This window comes from Pseudomonas sp. LS44, from assembly GCF_024730785.1.
In the GTDB taxonomy this organism is placed as follows: Bacteria; Pseudomonadota; Gammaproteobacteria; order Pseudomonadales; family Pseudomonadaceae; genus Aquipseudomonas.
Map to the genome: position 1 here is coordinate 3,869,648 of NZ_CP102830.1, position 18,388 is coordinate 3,888,035.

18 protein-coding genes are annotated in these 18,388 nt (G+C 57.6%); all 18 read right to left on the reverse strand.

From position 1 onward, the window contains the following. Positions 1 to 369 carry a 50S ribosomal protein L14 gene (rplN, locus tag NVV93_RS17400; RefSeq protein WP_003289207.1) on the reverse strand — a complete coding sequence of 123 codons (369 nt, stop codon included), beginning with the start codon at positions 367 to 369 and terminating at the stop codon, positions 1 to 3. A gap of 23 nt (positions 370 to 392) precedes the next feature. Then, positions 393 to 659, reverse strand: coding sequence for a 30S ribosomal protein S17 (rpsQ, locus tag NVV93_RS17405; protein WP_258251891.1), 267 nt, complete (start codon positions 657 to 659; stop codon positions 393 to 395). A 2-nt stretch (positions 660 to 661) separates the two neighbouring features. Beyond that, positions 662 to 853 carry a 50S ribosomal protein L29 gene (gene rpmC, locus NVV93_RS17410; RefSeq protein ID WP_002555481.1) on the reverse strand — a complete coding sequence of 64 codons (192 nt, stop codon included), beginning with the start codon at positions 851 to 853 and terminating at the stop codon, positions 662 to 664. Beyond that, positions 853 to 1,266, reverse strand: coding sequence for a 50S ribosomal protein L16 (gene rplP, locus NVV93_RS17415; RefSeq protein ID WP_187672196.1), 414 nt, complete (start codon positions 1,264 to 1,266; stop codon positions 853 to 855). The genes rpmC and rplP overlap by 1 nt, the downstream gene beginning before the upstream one ends. A gap of 12 nt (positions 1,267 to 1,278) precedes the next feature. After that, positions 1,279 to 1,965, reverse strand: a complete 687-nt coding sequence (gene rpsC / locus NVV93_RS17420) for a 30S ribosomal protein S3 (RefSeq protein ID WP_160082938.1) — start codon at positions 1,963 to 1,965, stop codon at positions 1,279 to 1,281. A 13-nt stretch (positions 1,966 to 1,978) separates the two neighbouring features. Continuing rightward, the gene (gene rplV / locus NVV93_RS17425) at positions 1,979 to 2,311 is read right to left on the reverse strand and encodes a 50S ribosomal protein L22 (protein ID WP_027590505.1); all 333 of its coding nucleotides are present in this window, start codon (positions 2,309 to 2,311) and stop codon (positions 1,979 to 1,981) included. Positions 2,312 to 2,321: 10 nt separating this feature from the next. Further along, positions 2,322 to 2,597 carry a 30S ribosomal protein S19 gene (gene rpsS / locus NVV93_RS17430; protein ID WP_258251894.1) on the reverse strand — a complete coding sequence of 92 codons (276 nt, stop codon included), beginning with the start codon at positions 2,595 to 2,597 and terminating at the stop codon, positions 2,322 to 2,324. Positions 2,598 to 2,613: 16 nt separating this feature from the next. Beyond that, entirely contained in the window at positions 2,614 to 3,435 is an 822-nt protein-coding gene (gene rplB, locus NVV93_RS17435; RefSeq protein ID WP_119892014.1) for a 50S ribosomal protein L2, read from the reverse strand. A gap of 14 nt (positions 3,436 to 3,449) precedes the next feature. Continuing rightward, positions 3,450 to 3,749 (reverse strand): 50S ribosomal protein L23, encoded by a 300-nt coding sequence (gene rplW / locus NVV93_RS17440; RefSeq protein ID WP_258251895.1) that lies wholly within the window; start codon positions 3,747 to 3,749, stop codon positions 3,450 to 3,452. Next, on the reverse strand, positions 3,746 to 4,348 hold the full coding sequence (gene rplD / locus NVV93_RS17445) for a 50S ribosomal protein L4 (RefSeq protein WP_258251896.1): 603 nt from the start codon (positions 4,346 to 4,348) through the stop codon (positions 3,746 to 3,748). Before rplD ends, rplW begins: the two co-directional genes overlap by 4 nt. Positions 4,349 to 4,362: 14 nt before the next feature. After that, the gene (gene rplC / locus NVV93_RS17450; RefSeq protein ID WP_258251897.1) at positions 4,363 to 4,998 is read right to left on the reverse strand and encodes a 50S ribosomal protein L3; all 636 of its coding nucleotides are present in this window, start codon (positions 4,996 to 4,998) and stop codon (positions 4,363 to 4,365) included. A gap of 84 nt (positions 4,999 to 5,082) precedes the next feature. Continuing rightward, positions 5,083 to 5,394 carry a 30S ribosomal protein S10 gene (rpsJ, locus tag NVV93_RS17455; protein ID WP_013789756.1) on the reverse strand — a complete coding sequence of 104 codons (312 nt, stop codon included), beginning with the start codon at positions 5,392 to 5,394 and terminating at the stop codon, positions 5,083 to 5,085. A 153-nt stretch (positions 5,395 to 5,547) separates the two neighbouring features. Next, complete coding sequence (tuf, locus tag NVV93_RS17460) at positions 5,548 to 6,741, reverse strand: elongation factor Tu (protein ID WP_258251899.1); 1,194 nt, start codon at positions 6,739 to 6,741, stop codon at positions 5,548 to 5,550. A gap of 30 nt (positions 6,742 to 6,771) precedes the next feature. Next, entirely contained in the window at positions 6,772 to 8,877 is a 2,106-nt protein-coding gene (gene fusA / locus NVV93_RS17465; RefSeq protein WP_258251900.1) for an elongation factor G, read from the reverse strand. Between the two features lie 30 nt (positions 8,878 to 8,907). Beyond that, complete coding sequence (rpsG, locus tag NVV93_RS17470) at positions 8,908 to 9,378, reverse strand: 30S ribosomal protein S7 (protein WP_258251901.1); 471 nt, start codon at positions 9,376 to 9,378, stop codon at positions 8,908 to 8,910. Positions 9,379 to 9,475: 97 nt separating this feature from the next. Next, positions 9,476 to 9,847 (reverse strand): 30S ribosomal protein S12, encoded by a 372-nt coding sequence (gene rpsL, locus NVV93_RS17475; RefSeq protein ID WP_258251902.1) that lies wholly within the window; start codon positions 9,845 to 9,847, stop codon positions 9,476 to 9,478. Between the two features lie 142 nt (positions 9,848 to 9,989). Then, positions 9,990 to 14,183: a DNA-directed RNA polymerase subunit beta' gene (gene rpoC, locus NVV93_RS17480; protein WP_258251903.1), complete on the reverse strand. Its 4,194-nt coding sequence runs from the start codon at positions 14,181 to 14,183 to the stop codon at positions 9,990 to 9,992. Between the two features lie 64 nt (positions 14,184 to 14,247). After that, a complete protein-coding gene (gene rpoB / locus NVV93_RS17485; protein ID WP_258251904.1) occupies positions 14,248 to 18,321 on the reverse strand; it encodes a DNA-directed RNA polymerase subunit beta in 4,074 nt (1,357 codons plus the stop codon). Between the last annotated feature and the right edge of the window lie 67 nt (positions 18,322 to 18,388).

Below are 18,388 nucleotides of genomic sequence, written 5' to 3' on the forward strand. Positions count from 1 at the left end.
TTACAGCACTTCAGGGGCGAGCGAGACGATCTTCATGAACTTCTCAGAGCGAAGTTCACGGGTCACGGGCCCAAAAATACGGGTACCGATCGGCTCTTGCTTGTTGTTCAGAAGAACAGCAGCGTTGCCGTCGAAGCGAATAATCGAACCATCCGGACGGCGAACGCCGTGACGGGTACGGACCACAACAGCGGTCATTACCTGGCCTTTCTTCACTTTCCCGCGCGGAATTGCTTCCTTAACGGTCACCTTGATGATGTCGCCGATTCCGGCATAACGGCGGTGCGAACCGCCGAGTACCTTAATACACATAACGCGGCGTGCACCGCTGTTATCAGCCACATCGAGCATGGATTGAGTCTGAATCATAAAATTTCTCCGACCCCTAGCTCTTAGACTTCGACTGCGCGTTCAACGATCTCAACCAGTGCCCAAGATTTGGTCTTGGCCAGCGGACGGGTCTCGCGAATGGAGACCTTGTCGCCGATGCGGCACTCGTTGGTTTCATCATGAACGTGCAACTTGGTCGAACGCTTGACGTACTTGCCGTAGATCGGGTGCTTAACGCGACGCTCGATCAATACGGTGATGGTCTTGTCCATCTTGTCGCTGACGACACGGCCGGTCAGCGTACGGACGGTTTTTTCGGCTTCAGCCATGATCACTTACCTGCCTGCTGGTTGAGCACAGTCTTCACGCGAGCGATGTCACGCTTAACTTGCGAGAGCAGGTGAGACTGCCCCAACTGACCAGTCGCTTTCTGCATACGCAGATTGAACTGATCGCGCAGCAGACCAAGCAATTGCTCGTTCAGCTGCTGTGCTGATTTTTCACGAAGTTCATTCGCCTTCATCACATCACCGTCCGCTTAACAAAGGAGGTGGCGATTGGCAGCTTTGCAGCAGCCAGGGCGAAAGCCTCACGCGCCAACTCTTCAGAAACACCCTCGATTTCATACAGGACCTTGCCTGGCTGAATCTGGGCCACCCAATACTCCACGCTACCCTTCCCTTTACCCATCCGCACTTCGAGAGGCTTCTTGGTAACCGGCTTGTCCGGGAAAACACGGATCCAGATTTTCCCGCCACGCTTAACGTGACGAGTCAGAGCCCGGCGAGCGGACTCAATCTGGCGGGCGGTAAGACGACCGCGAGCGACAGACTTCAGTGCGAACTCACCGAAGCTGACCTTGCTACCGCGATGAGCCAGGCCACGGTTGTGACCAGTCATCTGCTTGCGGAATTTTGTACGCTTTGGTTGCAGCATTGTGCGTACTCCTTACTTAGCAGCTTTTTTACGAGGCGCAGGCGCTTGCGGTTTCAGCTCTTCTTTGAGGCCACCGATGACCTCACCTTTGAAGATCCAAACCTTCACACCGATCACACCGTAAGTGGTGTGCGCTTCGTAAGTGGCGTAGTCGATATCGGCACGCAGGGTGTGCAGCGGCACACGACCTTCGCGATACCACTCGGTACGGGCGATTTCTGCACCGCCAAGACGACCGCTCACCTGAATCTTGATGCCCTTGGCACCAATACGCATGGCGTTTTGTACGGCACGTTTCATGGCGCGGCGGAACATCACACGACGCTCCAGCTGCTGAGCAACGCTTTGCGCTACCAACAGACCGTCGAGCTCCGGCTTGCGGATCTCTTCGATGTTGATGTGCACAGGCACACCCATTTGCTTGGTCAGGTCCTGACGCAGCTTCTCAACATCTTCACCTTTCTTGCCGATCACGATGCCGGGACGAGCGGTGTGGATGGTGATGCGTGCAGTCTGAGCCGGACGAGCGATGTCGATACGGCTTACGGACGCGCTTTTTAGTTTGTCTTGGAGATATTCACGAACCTTGAGGTCGGCAAACAGATAATCAGCGTATTGACGCTTGTCTGCGTACCAAACGGAGGTGTGCTCCTTGACGATTCCCAGGCGAATGCCAGTGGGATGTACTTTCTGACCCATCTGATCGACTCCGTTACTTGTCCGCAACCTTGACAGTGATATGGCAAGACCGCTTGACGATGCGATCAGCGCGGCCTTTGGCACGCGGCATGATGCGCTTCAGCGAACGCCCCTCGTTGACGAAAACGGTGCTGACCTTCAGGTCATCAACGTCTGCGCCTTCGTTGTGCTCAGCGTTGGCCACGGCCGACTCCAGCACTTTCTTGATGATCTCGGCGGCTTTCTTGTTGCTGAAAGCCAGGAGGTTGAGCGCTTCGCCCACCTTCTTCCCGCGGATCTGGTCGGCGACCAAGCGGGCTTTCTGGGCGGAGATGCGAGCGCCCGACAACTTAGCGGCTACTTCCATTTCCTACCCCTTAACGCTTGGCTTTCTTGTCCGCCACATGCCCACGATAAGTGCGGGTAGCAGCGAACTCGCCGAGTTTGTGGCCGACCATGTCCTCGTTGACGAGAACCGGAACGTGTTGGCGACCGTTATGTACAGCAATGGTCAGACCGACCATCTGTGGCAGGATCATCGAACGACGCGACCAGGTTTTAACCGGCTTGCGATCGCTCTTTTCCACCGCCACTTCGACCTTCTTCAGTAGGTGAAGATCGATAAAAGGACCTTTTTTCAGAGAACGCGGCACTGTCGTATCCCTCTAGTTACTTGCGACGACGGACGATCATGTTATCGGTGCGTTTGTTACCACGAGTCTTCGCGCCCTTAGTCGGGAAGCCCCATGGAGACACCGGATGACGGCCACCAGAGGTACGACCTTCACCACCACCATGCGGGTGGTCAACCGGGTTCATCGCCACACCGCGAACGGTCGGGCGAACGCCACGCCAGCGCTTGGCACCTGCCTTACCCAGCGAACGCAGGCTGTGCTCGGAGTTCGAGACTTCACCCAAGGTCGCACGGCATTCGGCCAGTACTTTGCGCATTTCGCCGGAACGCAGACGCAGGGTCACATAAGCACCTTCACGAGCGACCAGCTGAGCCGAAGCGCCAGCGGAACGTGCGATCTGGGCGCCTTTGCCCGGCTTCAGCTCGATACCATGAATGGTCGAACCCAGCGGAATGTTGCGCAGCGGCAGGCTGTTGCCAGCCTTGATCGGCGCAGCGGAACCAGAGATCAGTTGATCACCAGCACTGACGCCTTTCGGAGCGATGATGTAACGACGCTCACCATCTGCATATTTCAGCAGAGCGATGTGCGCGGTACGGTTCGGGTCATATTCCACGCGCTCAACGACAGCAGGAATGCCATCCTTGTTGCGACGAAAATCGACCAGACGGTAATGCTGCTTGTGACCACCACCGATATGACGGGTAGTGATGCGGCCGTTATTGTTACGACCACCAGTCTTCGACTTCTTCTCGAGCAGCGGAGCATAAGGAGCGCCTTTGTGCAGCTCCTGATTGACCACTTTGACCACGAAACGGCGGCCAGCGGAAGTCGGTTTGCATTTAACGATTGCCATGATGCGCCCCTACCTTACTCAGCACTGCTGGTGAAATCGAGATCTTGGCCCGGCTGAAGAGCGATGTACGCCTTCTTCCAGTCGTTACGCTTGCCCAGACCGCGAGCGGTGCGCTTGGTCTTACCCTGAACATTCAGGGTGTTGACGGCGGCAACTTTCACGCTGAACAGGCTTTCGACGGCCTTCTTGATTTCCAGCTTGGTTGCATCAGTGGCAACCTTGAAAACGAATTGGCTCTTGCCGTCCGCCAGCACAGTGGCTTTCTCGGAGACATGCGGGCCAACCAGCACTTTAAATACGCGTTCCTGGTTCATCCCAGCAGCTCCTCGAATTTCTTCACGGCGGACACAGTGACCAGCACCTTGTCGTAGGCGATCAGGCTGACAGGATCGGAACCTTGGACATCACGTACGTCGACGTGCGGCAGGTTGCGCGCAGCCAGGTACAGGTTCTGGTCAACAGCGTCGGACACGATCAGAACATCGTTCAGACCCATGCCATTCAGCTTGTCCAGGAGAACCTTGGTCTTCGGCGTTTCAACCGCGAAGTCTTCCACGACAACCAGACGATCCAGACGAACCAACTCGGAGAGGATCGAGCGCAGAGCGGCGCGATACATCTTCTTGTTGAGTTTCTGGTCATGGTTCTGCGGACGAGCTGCGAAGGTCACACCACCGCCACGCCAGATCGGACCACGAGTGGTACCAGCACGAGCACGACCAGTGCCCTTCTGACGCCACGGACGCTTGCCGCCACCGGACACGTCGGAACGGGTCTTCTGCTGCTTGCTGCCCTGACGGCCGCCAGCCATGTAGGCGACAACGGCCTGGTGAACCAGGGTCTCGTTGAATTCGCTACCGAAGGTTGCTTCGGAGACCTCGATCGCCTGAGCGTTAGTTACATTCAATTGCATCTCAGCATCTCCCCTTAACCGCGAGCCTTGGCAGCCGGACGCACAACCAGATTGCCGCCAGTAGCGCCAGGAACGGCACCCTTGACCAGCAACAGATTGCGTTCAGCGTCGACGCGCACAACTTCCAGGGACTGCACGGTCACGCGCTCAGCGCCCATATGACCGGACATTTTCTTGCCCTTGAATACACGACCAGGAGTCTGGCACTGGCCGATGGAACCTGGGACGCGGTGCGAGAGGGAGTTACCGTGGGTATTGTCTTGACCGCGGAAGTTCCAGCGCTTGATGGTACCGGCAAAGCCTTTACCCTTGGATTCGCCGGTGACATCCACCAGCTGACCAGCTTGGAACAACTCAGCAGTAATCTGATCGCCAGCCTGGTACTCGCCTTCTGCAAGACGAAATTCCCAGACGCCACGACCAGCAGCGACATTAGCCTTGGCGAAGTGACCAGCCTGAGCCTTGGTTACGCGGGAAGCACGACGCTCACCAACGGTCACCTGCACAGCGCGATAGCCATCGCTTTCTTCAGTTTTGAATTGGGTGACGCGATTCGGCTCGATCTCAATGACCGTAACCGGAATGGAGACACCTTCTTCGGTGAAAATGCGGGTCATACCGCACTTACGACCGACTACACCAATAGTCATGTTGTAAAACCTCATGAGTGTACGGGGCTTTCACCCGCTATGGCCGCCCATTTCAGAGCGTTACACGACTAAAACCCCAAGGTTTTAGCCGAGGCTGATCTGCACTTCCACGCCAGCCGCAAGGTCGAGCTTCATCAGCGCGTCAACGGTTTTATCCGTCGGCTGGACGATGTCCAGAACACGCTTATGAGTGCGAATCTCGTACTGATCGCGCGCGTCTTTGTTGACGTGCGGAGAGGTCAGTACAGTGAAACGCTCCTTGCGAGTAGGCAGAGGAATAGGACCACGCACCTGAGCACCAGTACGTTTCGCGGTTTCCACGATTTCCTGGGTGGATTGATCGATCAGGCGATGGTCAAAAGCCTTCAACCGAATACGGATTTGTTGGTTTTGCATTTTGACCTCAGACTCTATCTCTGCTATCCCCAACGGACGGACTACGCCCGTTAAAAGGAGGCGTGATTGTACGGATGCGCCCGCAGAGTGTCAACGCTCGAACCACAAAACAAAAAGGACCCCGAAGGGTCCTTTTTGTTTTCAGTCGACCGATTACTCGACGACTTTAGCAACCACGCCAGCACCAACGGTACGGCCGCCTTCGCGAATCGCGAAACGCAGGCCATCTTCCATGGCGATCGGCTTGATCAGGGTAACAACCATCTTGACGTTGTCGCCCGGCATTACCATCTCAACGCCTTCCGGCAGCTCGCAGTTGCCAGTCACGTCAGTAGTACGGAAGTAGAACTGCGGACGGTAGCCCTTGAAGAACGGAGTGTGACGACCACCTTCTTCTTTGGACAGCACGTACACTTCAGCTTCGAACTTGGTGTGCGGCTTGATGGTGCCTGGCTTAGCCAGAACCTGACCACGCTCCACGTCATCACGCTTGGTGCCGCGCAGCAGGATACCGCAGTTCTCACCAGCACGACCTTCGTCGAGCAGCTTGCGGAACATCTCAACACCGGTGCAGGTGGTCTTGGTGGTGTCACGCAGACCAACGATCTCGATTTCTTCCTGGATCTTGACGATGCCACGCTCAACACGACCGGTAACCACGGTACCGCGACCGGAGATGGAGAATACGTCTTCGATCGGCATCAGGAACGGCTTGTCGATGGCACGGATCGGCTCAGGAATGTAGCTGTCCAGAGTTTCAACCAGCTTTTTAACAGCACTGGTACCCATCTCGTTGTCGTCCTGACCATTCAGAGCCATCAGCGCGGAGCCGATGATGATCGGCGTGTCGTCACCCGGGAAATCATAGGTGGACAGCAGATCACGAACTTCCATCTCAACCAACTCTAGCAGCTCAGCGTCGTCAACCATGTCGGCCTTGTTCAAGAACACGACAATGTACGGAACGCCTACCTGACGGGACAGCAGAATGTGCTCGCGAGTCTGCGGCATCGGGCCGTCGGCAGCCGAGCAAACCAGGATCGCGCCGTCCATCTGCGCAGCACCAGTGATCATGTTCTTCACATAGTCAGCGTGGCCCGGGCAGTCAACGTGCGCGTAGTGGCGAACGGCCGAGTCGTACTCGACGTGCGCGGTGTTGATGGTGATGCCGCGTGCTTTTTCTTCCGGAGCGCTATCGATTTTGTCGAAGTCGACACGGGCGCTACCGAAAACCTCGGAGCAAACGCGAGTCAGAGCAGCAGTCAGAGTGGTTTTACCATGATCGACGTGACCGATGGTGCCTACGTTGACGTGCGGTTTATTACGTTCAAACTTTTCTTTAGCCACGACAATTAACTCCTTGCCTAAAGGGCTGAATCAGCCTTGTTTTTTGGTTACAGATTCGACGATATGCGACGGAGCTGTATTGTATTTTTTGAATTCCATAGAGTAGCTTGCGCGGCCCTGAGACATGGAACGGACGTCGGTTGCGTAACCGAACATCTCACCCAGCGGAACTTCGGCGCGAATTACTTTGCCGGAGATCGTGTCTTCCATGCCCAAGATCATACCGCGACGGCGATTAAGGTCGCCCATCACGTCACCCATATAGTCCTCAGGCGTAACAACCTCTACCGCCATGATCGGCTCGAGCAACTCACCACCGCCCTTCTGGGCCAGCTGCTTGGTTGCCATGGATGCAGCCACCTTGAACGCCATCTCGTTGGAGTCGACGTCGTGGTAGGAACCATCGAACACGGTAGCCTTCAGGCCGATCAGCGGATAACCGGCAACAACGCCGTTCTTCATCTGCTCCTCGATACCCTTCTGGATCGCCGGGATGTATTCCTTAGGAACCACACCACCAACCACTTCGTTCACGAATTGCAGACCTTCCTGACCTTCGTCAGCAGGAGCAAAACGGATCCAGCAATGGCCGAACTGACCACGACCGCCGGACTGACGAACGAACTTGCCTTCGATTTCACAGTTCTTCGTGATGCGCTCACGATAGGAAACCTGAGGCTTACCAATGTTGGCTTCGACATTGAACTCGCGGCGCATGCGGTCGACCAGGATATCCAGGTGCAACTCACCCATGCCGGAGATGATGGTCTGGCCAGTCTCTTCATCGGTCTTGACGCGGAAAGACGGGTCTTCCTGAGCAAGCTTGCCCAGAGCGATACCCATTTTCTCTTGGTCGTCCTTGGTTTTAGGCTCTACGGCAACCGAAATAACCGGCTCCGGGAAGTCCATACGAACCAGAATGATTGGCTTGTCAGCGTTGCACAAAGTCTCACCAGTGGTGACGTCCTTCATGCCGATCAAGGCCGCGATGTCGCCAGCGCGCACTTCCTTGATCTCTTCGCGGGCGTTTGCGTGCATTTGCACCATACGACCCACGCGCTCTTTCTTGCCCTTAACCGAGTTGATCACGCCGTCACCGGAGTTCAACACGCCCGAGTATACCCGGACAAAGGTCAAGGTACCCACGAACGGATCGGTAGCGATCTTGAACGCCAGCGCCGCGAACGGCTCGCTGTCGTCTGCATGACGCTCCAACTCAACAGTCTCGTCATCCGGGTCGGTACCCTTGATGGCAGGAATGTCGGTAGGCGCAGGCAAGAAGTCGATCACTGCGTCGAGAACCAGGGGAACACCCTTGTTCTTGAAGGAAGAACCGCAAACAGCCAGTACGATTTCACCAGCGATAGTACGCTGACGCAGAGCGCCCTTGATTTCCTCGATAGAGAGCTCTTCACCCTCGAGGTACTTGTTCATCAGCTCTTCGCTGGCTTCGGCCGCAGCCTCAACCATGTTGCCGCGCCACTTCTCGGCCTCTTCCAGCAATTCTGCCGGAATGTCCTGGCGAACAGGGACCATGCCCTTGTCAGCATCGCTCCAGTAGACAGCTTGCATGTTGATCAGATCGATCTGACCCTGGAAGTTGTCTTCGGAACCGATAGCCAACTGGATTGGCACCGGAGTGTGACCCAGACGCTGCTTGATCTGACCGATCACGCGCAGGAAGTCAGCACCCGCACGGTCCATCTTGTTGACGTAAACAAGACGTGGAACGCCGTATTTGTTGGCCTGACGCCATACGGTTTCCGACTGAGGCTCAACGCCCGAGGTGCCACAGAACACAACTACCGCGCCGTCGAGCACACGCAGGGAACGCTCAACTTCAATGGTGAAGTCAACGTGGCCGGGGGTATCGATGACGTTGAAGCGGTGCTCATCCTTGTACTGCTTCTGGGAACCTTTCCAGAAAGCGGTAATGGCAGCAGAAGTAATGGTAATACCACGCTCCTGCTCCTGCACCATCCAGTCCGTGGTCGCGGCGCCGTCATGCACCTCGCCCATTTTGTGGCTTTTGCCGGTGTAGAAAAGGACACGCTCGGTGGTCGTGGTTTTACCCGCATCCACGTGAGCCACGATACCGATGTTACGGTAACGGTTAATCGGTGTAGTACGAGCCATAAAGCCCTCGCAAATTTAGAAGCGCTGAAATTAGAAGCGGTAGTGCGAGAAGGCCTTGTTGGCCTCAGCCATACGGTGCACGTCTTCACGCTTCTTAACTGCGGCACCCTTGCCTTCAGCGGCATCCAGCAATTCGCCAGCTAGGCGCAGCGCCATGGATTTCTCGCCACGCCTGCGGGCGTAATCCACCAACCAGCGCATGGCCAGAGCGTTACGACGGGATGGACGAACTTCGACCGGAACCTGGTAAGTCGCACCACCTACGCGGCGAGACTTTACTTCGACCAGCGGAGCGATGGCGTCGAGAGCTTTCTCGAAGATCTCCAGGGGATCGGTGTTCTTACGTGCTTTGACAGTGTCCAGAGCACCGTAAACGATGCGCTCAGCCACGGCCTTTTTGCCGCTTTCCATCACGTGGTTCATGAACTTGGCGAGAATCTGGCTTCCGTATTTCGGATCGTCCAGAATTTCACGCTTTGCTGCTACACGACGTCTTGGCATTGATAAGCCCTCAAACGGTCTTCAGGTTAGCCCGGAACCATGACGTTACGTCACGCCCGACCTTACTCTTATCGACTCAGATAAATAGAATTTCGGATTACTTCGGACGCTTCGCGCCGTACTTCGAACGACCCTGCTTACGGTCTTTTACGCCGGAGGTATCCAGCGAACCGCGCACGGTGTGGTAACGCACACCCGGAAGGTCTTTTACACGACCGCCACGGATCAGCACTACGCTGTGCTCCTGCAGGTTGTGACCTTCACCGCCGATATAGGAAGTGACTTCAAAACCGTTAGTGAGACGAACGCGGCACACTTTACGCAGTGCAGAGTTCGGTTTTTTCGGCGTAGTGGTGTACACGCGAGTGCACACACCACGGCGCTGCGGGCAGTTCTGCAGCGCAGGCACGTCGCTTTTTTCGACGATGCGCTTACGCGGCTGACGTACCAGCTGGTTGATAGTTGCCATCTACTAGCTCCACTGTTGTCTTTCGACATAAACAAAATGACAGAGCGACAAGCCCTGTCAAATTTAGGGGTGCATGAGTCTAAAGAGCTTCCCACACCCCGTCAAGGCAGGGCCGGACGAGACATCTCCGGCCCGCACTCATTTACAGGTTGTTCAAGGCTTCCGACAATTGCGCTTCAGCCTCGCTCGCACTCACCTGAACCGGCTTGCCAGCTTCACGACGGCGCTTGCGCTCGCTGTGATACGCCAAACCGGTACCAGCCGGGATCAAGCGACCAACCACCACGTTCTCTTTCAAGCCACGCAGGAAGTCGCGCTTGCCGGTGACCGCTGCCTCGGTAAGGACGCGAGTGGTCTCCTGGAACGATGCCGCCGAAATAAACGATTCGGTCGACAGCGAAGCCTTGGTGATGCCCAGCAGGACGCGATCGAAGTGAGCCAGGAACTTGTCCTCGCCACCCAGACGCTCGTTCTCTTCCAGCACCGCCGTGAGCTCCATTTGGTCGCCCTTGATGAAGCTGGAGTCACCGGATTCGGTGATCGCGATCTTGCGCAGCATCTGCCGCAGGATGGTCTCGATGTGCTTGTCGTTGATCTTCACGCCCTGCAAGCGGTACACGTCCTGGATCTCGTTGACGATGTACTTGGCCAGCGCGCTGACACCTAGCAGGCGCAGGATGTCGTGCGGATCGCTCGGACCATCGGAGATGACTTCTCCGCGGTTCACTTGCTCGCCTTCGAAGACGTTCAGGTGGCGCCACTTCGGAATCAGCTCCTCGTACGCATCGCTGCCATCGGTCGGGGTGATGACCAGACGGCGCTTACCCTTGGTTTCCTTGCCGAAGGAAATCGTGCCGCTGACTTCCGCCAGGATCGACGCTTCCTTCGGACGACGCGCTTCGAACAGGTCGGCAACCCGTGGCAGACCACCGGTGATGTCGCGAGTCTTCGAAGTTTCCTGCGGAATACGCGCAATGACATCACCCACACCTACGCTAGCGCCGTCGGTCAAATTGACCAGGGCGTTAGAAGGCAGGAAGTACTGCGCCGGTACGTCGGTACCCGGCAACAACAGCTCCTTGCCAGCCGCATCGACCATCTTCACCGCCGGACGGATGTCCTTGCCGGCAGCCGGACGATCTTTCGGATCCAGCACTTCGATGTTGGTCAGACCAGTCAATTCGTCGGTCTGACGCTTGATGGTGATGTTCTCTTCCATGCCCACGAAGGTCAGGGTACCGGCCATCTCAGTGACGATCGGGTGGGTGTGCGGATCCCACTTGGCGACGATGGCGCCAGCGTCGACCTTGTCGCCTTCCTTGACGGAAATCACCGCACCGTAAGGCAGCTTGTAGCGCTCGCGCTCACGACCGAAGTCATCGGCGATCGCCAGCTCACCGGAGCGGGAGACCGCCACCAGATTGCCGTCCAAGCGCACAACGTGCTTGAGATTGTGCAAACGCACGGTGCCGCCATTCTTGACCTGCACGCTGTCGGCTGCCGAAGTCCGGCTCGCCGCACCACCGATGTGGAAGGTACGCATGGTCAACTGGGTACCCGGCTCACCGATCGACTGGGCAGCGATAACGCCAACCGCCTCACCGATGTTGACCTGGTGACCACGGGCGAGGTCACGACCGTAGCACTTGGCGCAAATGCCGTAACGGGTTTCGCAGGAGATCGGCGAACGCACGATCACTTCGTCGATGCTGTTGCGCTCGACGAACTCGACCCACTGCTCATCGATCAGGGTGCCGGCAGGGACGATGACTTCATCGGTACCCGGCTTGAACACATCCTTGGCAATTACACGACCCAGCACGCGCTCACCGAGCGGCTCGACTACGTCGCCGCCCTCGATGTGCGGGGTCATCAGCAGACCATGCTCGGTGCCGCAATCGACCTCGGTCACCACCAGATCCTGGGCGACGTCGACCAGACGGCGGGTCAAGTAACCGGAGTTCGCGGTTTTCAACGCGGTATCCGCCAGACCTTTACGCGCACCGTGGGTGGAGATGAAGTACTGCAGAACCGACAGACCCTCGCGGAAGTTCGCAGTGATCGGCGTCTCGATGATCGAGCCGTCCGGCTTGGCCATCAGGCCGCGCATACCGGCTAGCTGGCGGATCTGTGCCGCGGAACCCCGGGCGCCGGAGTCGGCCATCATGTACATGGAGTTGAAGGACTCCTGGTCGACTTCCTTGCCCTCGCGGTCGATCACCTTCTCTTTCGAGAGGTTGTTCATCATCGCCTTCGACACTTCGTCGTTGGCCTTCGACCACAGGTCGATCACCTTGTTGTACTTCTCGCCCTGGGTTACCAGGCCGGAGGCGTACTGGCTCTCGATCTCCTTCACTTCCTCGGTAGCGGCGTCAATGATGCGCGCCTTCTCGTCCGGGATGACGAAGTCGTTCACGCCGATCGACACACCCGAAATGGTCGAATAGGCGAAACCGGTGTACATCAACTGGTCGGCGAAGATCACGGTGTCCTTCAGACCGACCGTGCGGTAGCACTGGTTGATCAGCTTGGAGATCGCCTTCTTCTTCATCGACTGGTTGACCACGTCGAACGGCAGACCGGCAGGTACCACTTGGAACAGCAGCGCACGGCCGACGGTGGTGTCGACGATACGGGTGTTCTTGGTGATGCTGCCATCCCGGTCCTTGATGGTCTCGTTGATGCGCACTTTGACGCGAGCATGCAGGGACGCTTCGCCGGCGCGGAATACGCGGTCGACTTCCTGCAGGTCGGCGAATACGCGGCCTTCGCCCTTGGCGTTGATCGCCTCGCGGGTCATGTAGTACAGACCCAGAACCACGTCCTGGGACGGCACGATGATTGGCTCGCCGTTGGCGGGTGAGAGGATGTTGTTGGTCGACATCATCAGCGCACGCGCTTCCAGTTGGGCCTCGAGGGTCAGCGGAACGTGCACGGCCATCTGGTCACCATCGAAGTCGGCGTTGTACGCAGCGCAGACCAGCGGGTGCAGCTGGATCGCCTTGCCTTCGATGAGAACCGGCTCGAACGCCTGGATACCCAGACGGTGAAGGGTCGGCGCACGGTTGAGCAGGACGGGGTGTTCGCGAATGACTTCGGCGAGAACGTCCCAAACCTCGGGCAGCTCGCGCTCGACCATCTTCTTGGCAGCCTTGATGGTGGTCGCCATGCCGCGCATTTCCAGCTTGCCGAAAATGAATGGCTTGAACAGCTCGAGAGCCATTTTCTTCGGCAGACCGCACTGGTGCAGCCGCAGGGTCGGGCCAACGGTAATTACCGAACGACCGGAGTAGTCCACGCGCTTACCGAGCAGGTTCTGACGGAAGCGACCTTGCTTACCTTTGATCATATCGGCCAGCGACTTCAGCGGACGCTTGTTCGAGCCAGTGATGGCGCGACCGCGACGGCCGTTGTCGAGCAGGGCGTCGACCGCTTCCTGCAGCATGCGCTTTTCGTTGCGCACGATGATGTCCGGCGCAGCCAGATCGAGCAGGCGCTTCAGACGATTGTTACGGTTGATCACCCGGCGATACAGATCGTTCAGGTCGGAGGTCGCGAAGCGGCCGCCATCCAGCGGGACCAGCGGACGCAGGTCCGGCGGCAGTACTGGCAGTACCGTCAGAACCATCCACTCCGGATGGTTGCCGGAGCCCTGGAAGGCCTCCATCAACTTCAGGCGCTTGGACAGTTTCTTGATCTTGGTTTCCGAATTGGTCTGCGGAATTTCCTCACGCAGGCGGCCAGTTTCGTGTTCCAGATCGATAGCGCTGAGCAGCTCGCGCACGGCTTCGGCGCCCATACGCGCGTCGAAATCGTCGCCGAACTCTTCGATGGCTTCGAAGTATTGCTCGTCGTTCAGCAGCTGACCTTTTTCCAGCGTGGTCATGCCCGGATCGATCACCACGTAGCTCTCGAAATAGAGCACGCGCTCGATATCACGCAGGGTCATGTCCAGCAGCAGGCCGATACGGCTTGGCAGCGACTTGAGGAACCAGATGTGGGCGACCGGCGAAGCCAGCTCGATGTGCGCCATGCGCTCGCGGCGGACTTTGGCCAGGGCCACTTCCACGCCGCACTTCTCGCAGATCACACCGCGGTGCTTGAGGCGCTTGTACTTGCCGCAGAGGCACTCATAGTCCTTCACCGGGCCGAAAATCTTGGCGCAGAACAGGCCGTCACGTTCCGGCTTGAAGGTACGGTAGTTGATGGTTTCCGGCTTCTTCACTTCACCGAACGACCACGAACGGATCATCTCAGGCGAGGCCAAACCGATGCGGATGGCGTCGAACTCTTCGACTTGACCCTGGTTTTTCAGCAGATTCAGTAGGTCTTTCAAGGCCTTTCCTCCTGGCGGAGCAAGGAGCGGGCAAAACTGCCACGCTCCCGATGCGCGTCACGTGTTATTCGGTTTCCAGATCGATGTCGATACCGAGCGAACGGATCTCTTTGATCAACACGTTGAAGGACTCGGGCATGCCCGGCTCCATACGGTGATCGCCGTCCACGATGTTTTTGTACATCTTGGTGCGGCCGTTCACATCGTCCGACTTCACGGTCAGCATTTCCTGCAGGGTGTAGGCGGCGCCATAGGCCTCCAAGGCCCAGACCTCCATCTCACCGAAGCGCTGACCACCGAATTGCGCCTTACCACCCAGCGGTTGCTGAGTGACCAGGCTGTAGGAACCAGTGGAACGCGCGTGCATCTTGTCGTCCACCAAGTGGTTCAGTTTCAGCATGTACATGTAGCCGACGGTGGTCGGACGCTCGAACTGGTTACCAGTCCGGCCGTCAGTCAGGCGCATCTGGCCGCTTTCCGGCAGATCGGCCAACTTCAACATGGCCTTGATTTCGCTTTCCTTGGCGCCATCGAATACCGGAGTAGCCATCGGCACGCCGCCACGTAGGTTCTTCGCCAGATTCAAGATTTCGGTATCGCTCAACTCATCCAGGCTTTCCTGGCGGCCACCGATTTCGTTGTAGATCTGCTGCATGAACTTGCGCAGTTCAGCGACCTTGCGCTGCTCCTCGAGCATCCGGTTGATCTTCTCGCCCAACCCTTTGGCCGCGAGGCCCAGGTGAGTCTCGAGGATCTGACCGACGTTCATACGCGACGGTACGCCCAACGGGTTGAGGACGATGTCGACCGGGGTGCCATTGGCATCGTGCGGCATGTCTTCGACCGGCATGATCACCGAGACCACACCCTTGTTACCGTGACGACCAGCCATCTTGTCGCCCGGCTGGATGCGGCGGCGGATAGCCAGGTAAACCTTGACGATTTTCAGCACGCCCGGCGCCAGGTCATCGCCCTGTTGCAGCTTGCGCTTCTTGTCTTCGAACTTGTCGTCCAGCAACTGACGGCGATCGGAGATGTAGGCCTGGGCCTTCTCCAACTGCTCGTTCAGTGCATCCTCAGCCATGCGCAGTTTGAACCACTGGCCGCGCTCAAGGCCGTCGAGGAACTCGTCGGTGATCTCGGCGCCTTTCTTCAGGCCAGCGCCGCCTTCGGCTTTTTTGCCAACCAGAGCGGAACGCAGACGTTCGAAGGTCGCACCTTCGACGATGCGGAACTCTTCGTTGAGGTCCTTGCGGATCTCGTCGAGCTGCATCTTCTCGATGGCCAGAGCGCGCGTGTCACGCTCGACGCCATCGCGGGTGAAGACCTGAACGTCGATCACAGTGCCTTTGGTGCCAGTCGGCACGCGCAGGGAAGTGTCTTTAACGTCAGACGCCTTCTCACCAAAGATTGCACGCAGCAGCTTCTCTTCCGGAGTCAGCTGGGTCTCACCCTTCGGCGTGACCTTACCGACCAGGATATCGCCCGGGCCAACTTCAGCGCCGACGTAGACAATACCGGCCTCGTCCAGCTTGTTCAGCGCTGCTTCACCAACGTTCGGGATGTCGGAGGTGATTTCCTCTGGCCCAAGCTTGGTGTCACGTGCCACACAGGTCAGCTCCTGGATGTGGATGGTGGTGAAGCGATCTTCCTGGACCACACGCTCGGAGAGGAGGATGGAGTCTTCGAAGTTGTAACCGTTCCACGGCATGAACGCGACGCGCATGTTCTGACCGAGAGCCAGCTCGCCCATGTCGGTGGACGGACCATCGGCAAGAATGTCGCTGCGGGCAACCTTGTCACCTTTCTGCACCAGCGGACGCTGGTTGATGCAGGTGTTCTGGTTGGAACGGGTGTATTTGGTCAGGTTGTAGATGTCGACGCCGGCTTCACCGGTCTCGACTTCATCATCATTGACGCGCACCACGATACGGCTGGCGTCGACCGAATCGATCACCCCCCCACGACGAGCGACGACGCAGACACCTGAGTCACGGGCGACGTTGCGCTCCATGCCAGTACCTACCAGCGGCTTATCAGAACGCAGAGTCGGCACCGCTTGGCGCTGCATGTTCGAACCCATGAGGGCGCGGTTGGCGTCGTCGTGCTCAAGGAACGGGATCAACGATGCGGCGACCGACACTACCTGCTTGGGCGACACGTCCATCAAGGTGACGTCTTCCGGCGCCTTAACGGTGAACTCGTTGAGGTGACGCACTGCCACCAACTCGTCGACCAGATGACCCTTGTCGTTCATTGCCGCCGAAGCCTGGGCGATCACGTGATCGGCCTCTTCAATTGCGGACAGGAAGACGATTTCGTTGGTCACCAGAGTGTCCTTCACCACCCGGTACGGACTTTCCAGGAAGCCGTACTGGTTGGTGCGGGCATAGGCGGCCAGCGAGTTGATCAGGCCGATGTTCGGACCTTCGGGGGTCTCGATCGGGCACACACGACCATAGTGAGTCGGGTGTACGTCACGAACTTCGAAGCCCGCGCGCTCACGAGTCAAACCACCTGGGCCGAGTGCAGAGACGCGGCGCTTGTGAGTGATCTCGGAAAGCGGATTGTTCTGGTCCATGAACTGCGAGAGCTGGCTGGAGCCGAAGAACTCTTTCACCGCCGCCGCAACTGGCTTGGCGTTGATCAGGTCCTGCGGCATCAAGCCTTCGCTTTCCGCCATCGACAAGCGCTCTTTGACCGCTCGCTCGACACGCACCAGACCCACGCGGAACTGGTTCTCGGCCATCTCGCCAACGCAACGTACGCGACGGTTGCCCAGGTGGTCGATGTCATCGACGATGCCTTTGCCGTTGCGGATGTCCACCAACGTTTTCAGCACCTCAACGATGTCTTCGCGGCTCAGCACACCAGAACCTTCGATCTCGTTACGACCGATGCGGCGATTGAACTTCATGCGACCGACAGCCGACAGGTCGTAGCGCTCGGCGCTGAAGAACAGATTGTTGAACAGCGTTTCCGCGGCATCCTTGGTCGGCGGCTCGCCAGGACGCATCATCCGGTAGATCTCGACCAACGCTTCCAATTGATTGGTAGTGGAGTCGATCTTCAGGGTGTCGGAAATGAACGGACCACAATCGATGTCGTTGGTGTACAACGTTTCGATACGCACGACCTGCGCTTTGGCGATCTTAGCCAGCAGCTCGGCAGTCAGCTCGGTATTGCATTCGGCAATGATTTCGCCGGTGGCCGGATGCACAATGGCCTTGGCTGTGGTGCGGCCAATGACGTAATCGAGCGGGGTTTCCAGCTCTTTGATGCCAGCCTTGTCGATCTGGTTGATGTGGCGCGCAGTAATTCGGCGGCCTTGCTCAACGATGACCTTGCCTTTCTCGTCCTTGATATCGAGGACGGCGACTTCGCCACGCAGACGCTGCGGAACCAGCTCAAGATTGAGGGTTTCGCCTTTAACGTGGAACACGTTGGTCGCGTAGAAAGCGTCCAGCACTTCTTCAGTACTGTAGCCCAGCGCGCGCAGCAGGACGGAAGCCGGCAGTTTGCGGCGACGGTCGATCCGCACGAACACGGCGTCTTTCGGATCGAACTCGAAGTCCAGCCAGGAGCCGCGGTAAGGAATGATCCGCGCCGAGTACAGCAGCTTGCCCGAGCTGTGGGTCTTGCCACGGTCGTGGTCGAAGAATACGCCAGGCGAACGGTGCAACTGGGAAACGATGACGCGCTCGGTACCGTTGATAACGAAGGTACCGTTCTCGGTCATCAGGGGGATTTCCCCCATGTAGACTTCTTGCTCCTTGATGTCCTTGATCGCTTTGTTCGACGATTCTTTGTCGAAAATGATCAGGCGCACTTTTACCCGCAGCGGAACGGCATAGGTCACGCCGCGCAGCACGCACTCTTTAACATCAAAGGCCGGTTCACCCAGGCGATAACCGACATACTCCAGAGCAGCATTGCCGGAATAGCTGATAATCGGGAAAACAGACTTGAAGGCCGCGTGCAGGCCGATATCACGGAACTGCTCCTTGGTCACTCCCGCCTGCAGGAATTCGCGATACGAATCCAGCTGGATGGCCAGGAGGTAGGGTACATCCATGACGTCCGGCAACTTGCTAAAGTCTTTGCGGATACGTTTTTTCTCAGTGTATGAGTAAGCCATCAGCGTTCCCCAGCTTGGTCACCTGCTTGTTTGGCTCCTCCGATCGGAGTAGCCAGAAAAATCGTGC

Bases quoted from the DNA above. Each gene is read 5' to 3' on its own strand.
- rplN (WP_003289207.1), bottom strand. From the start codon at position 369: ATGATTCAGACTCAATCCATGCTCGATGTGGCTGATAACAGCGGTGCA.
- rpsQ (WP_258251891.1), bottom strand. From the start codon at position 659: ATGGCTGAAGCCGAAAAAACCGTCCGTACGCTGACCGGCCGTGTCGTC.
- rpmC (WP_002555481.1), bottom strand. From the start codon at position 853: ATGAAGGCGAATGAACTTCGTGAAAAATCAGCACAGCAGCTGAACGAG.
- rplP (WP_187672196.1), bottom strand. From the start codon at position 1,266: ATGCTGCAACCAAAGCGTACAAAATTCCGCAAGCAGATGACTGGTCAC.
- rpsC (WP_160082938.1), bottom strand. From the start codon at position 1,965: ATGGGTCAGAAAGTACATCCCACTGGCATTCGCCTGGGAATCGTCAAG.
- rplV (WP_027590505.1), bottom strand. From the start codon at position 2,311: ATGGAAGTAGCCGCTAAGTTGTCGGGCGCTCGCATCTCCGCCCAGAAA.
- rplB (WP_119892014.1), bottom strand. From the start codon at position 3,435: ATGGCAATCGTTAAATGCAAACCGACTTCCGCTGGCCGCCGTTTCGTG.
- rplW (WP_258251895.1), bottom strand. From the start codon at position 3,749: ATGAACCAGGAACGCGTATTTAAAGTGCTGGTTGGCCCGCATGTCTCC.
- rplD (WP_258251896.1), bottom strand. From the start codon at position 4,348: ATGCAATTGAATGTAACTAACGCTCAGGCGATCGAGGTCTCCGAAGCA.
- rplC (WP_258251897.1), bottom strand. From the start codon at position 4,998: ATGACTATTGGTGTAGTCGGTCGTAAGTGCGGTATGACCCGCATTTTC.
- rpsJ (WP_013789756.1), bottom strand. From the start codon at position 5,394: ATGCAAAACCAACAAATCCGTATTCGGTTGAAGGCTTTTGACCATCGC.
- fusA (WP_258251900.1), bottom strand. From the start codon at position 8,877: ATGGCTCGTACTACACCGATTAACCGTTACCGTAACATCGGTATCGTG.
- rpsG (WP_258251901.1), bottom strand. From the start codon at position 9,378: ATGCCAAGACGTCGTGTAGCAGCAAAGCGTGAAATTCTGGACGATCCG.
- rpsL (WP_258251902.1), bottom strand. From the start codon at position 9,847: ATGGCAACTATCAACCAGCTGGTACGTCAGCCGCGTAAGCGCATCGTC.
- rpoB (WP_258251904.1), bottom strand. From the start codon at position 18,321: ATGGCTTACTCATACACTGAGAAAAAACGTATCCGCAAAGACTTTAGC.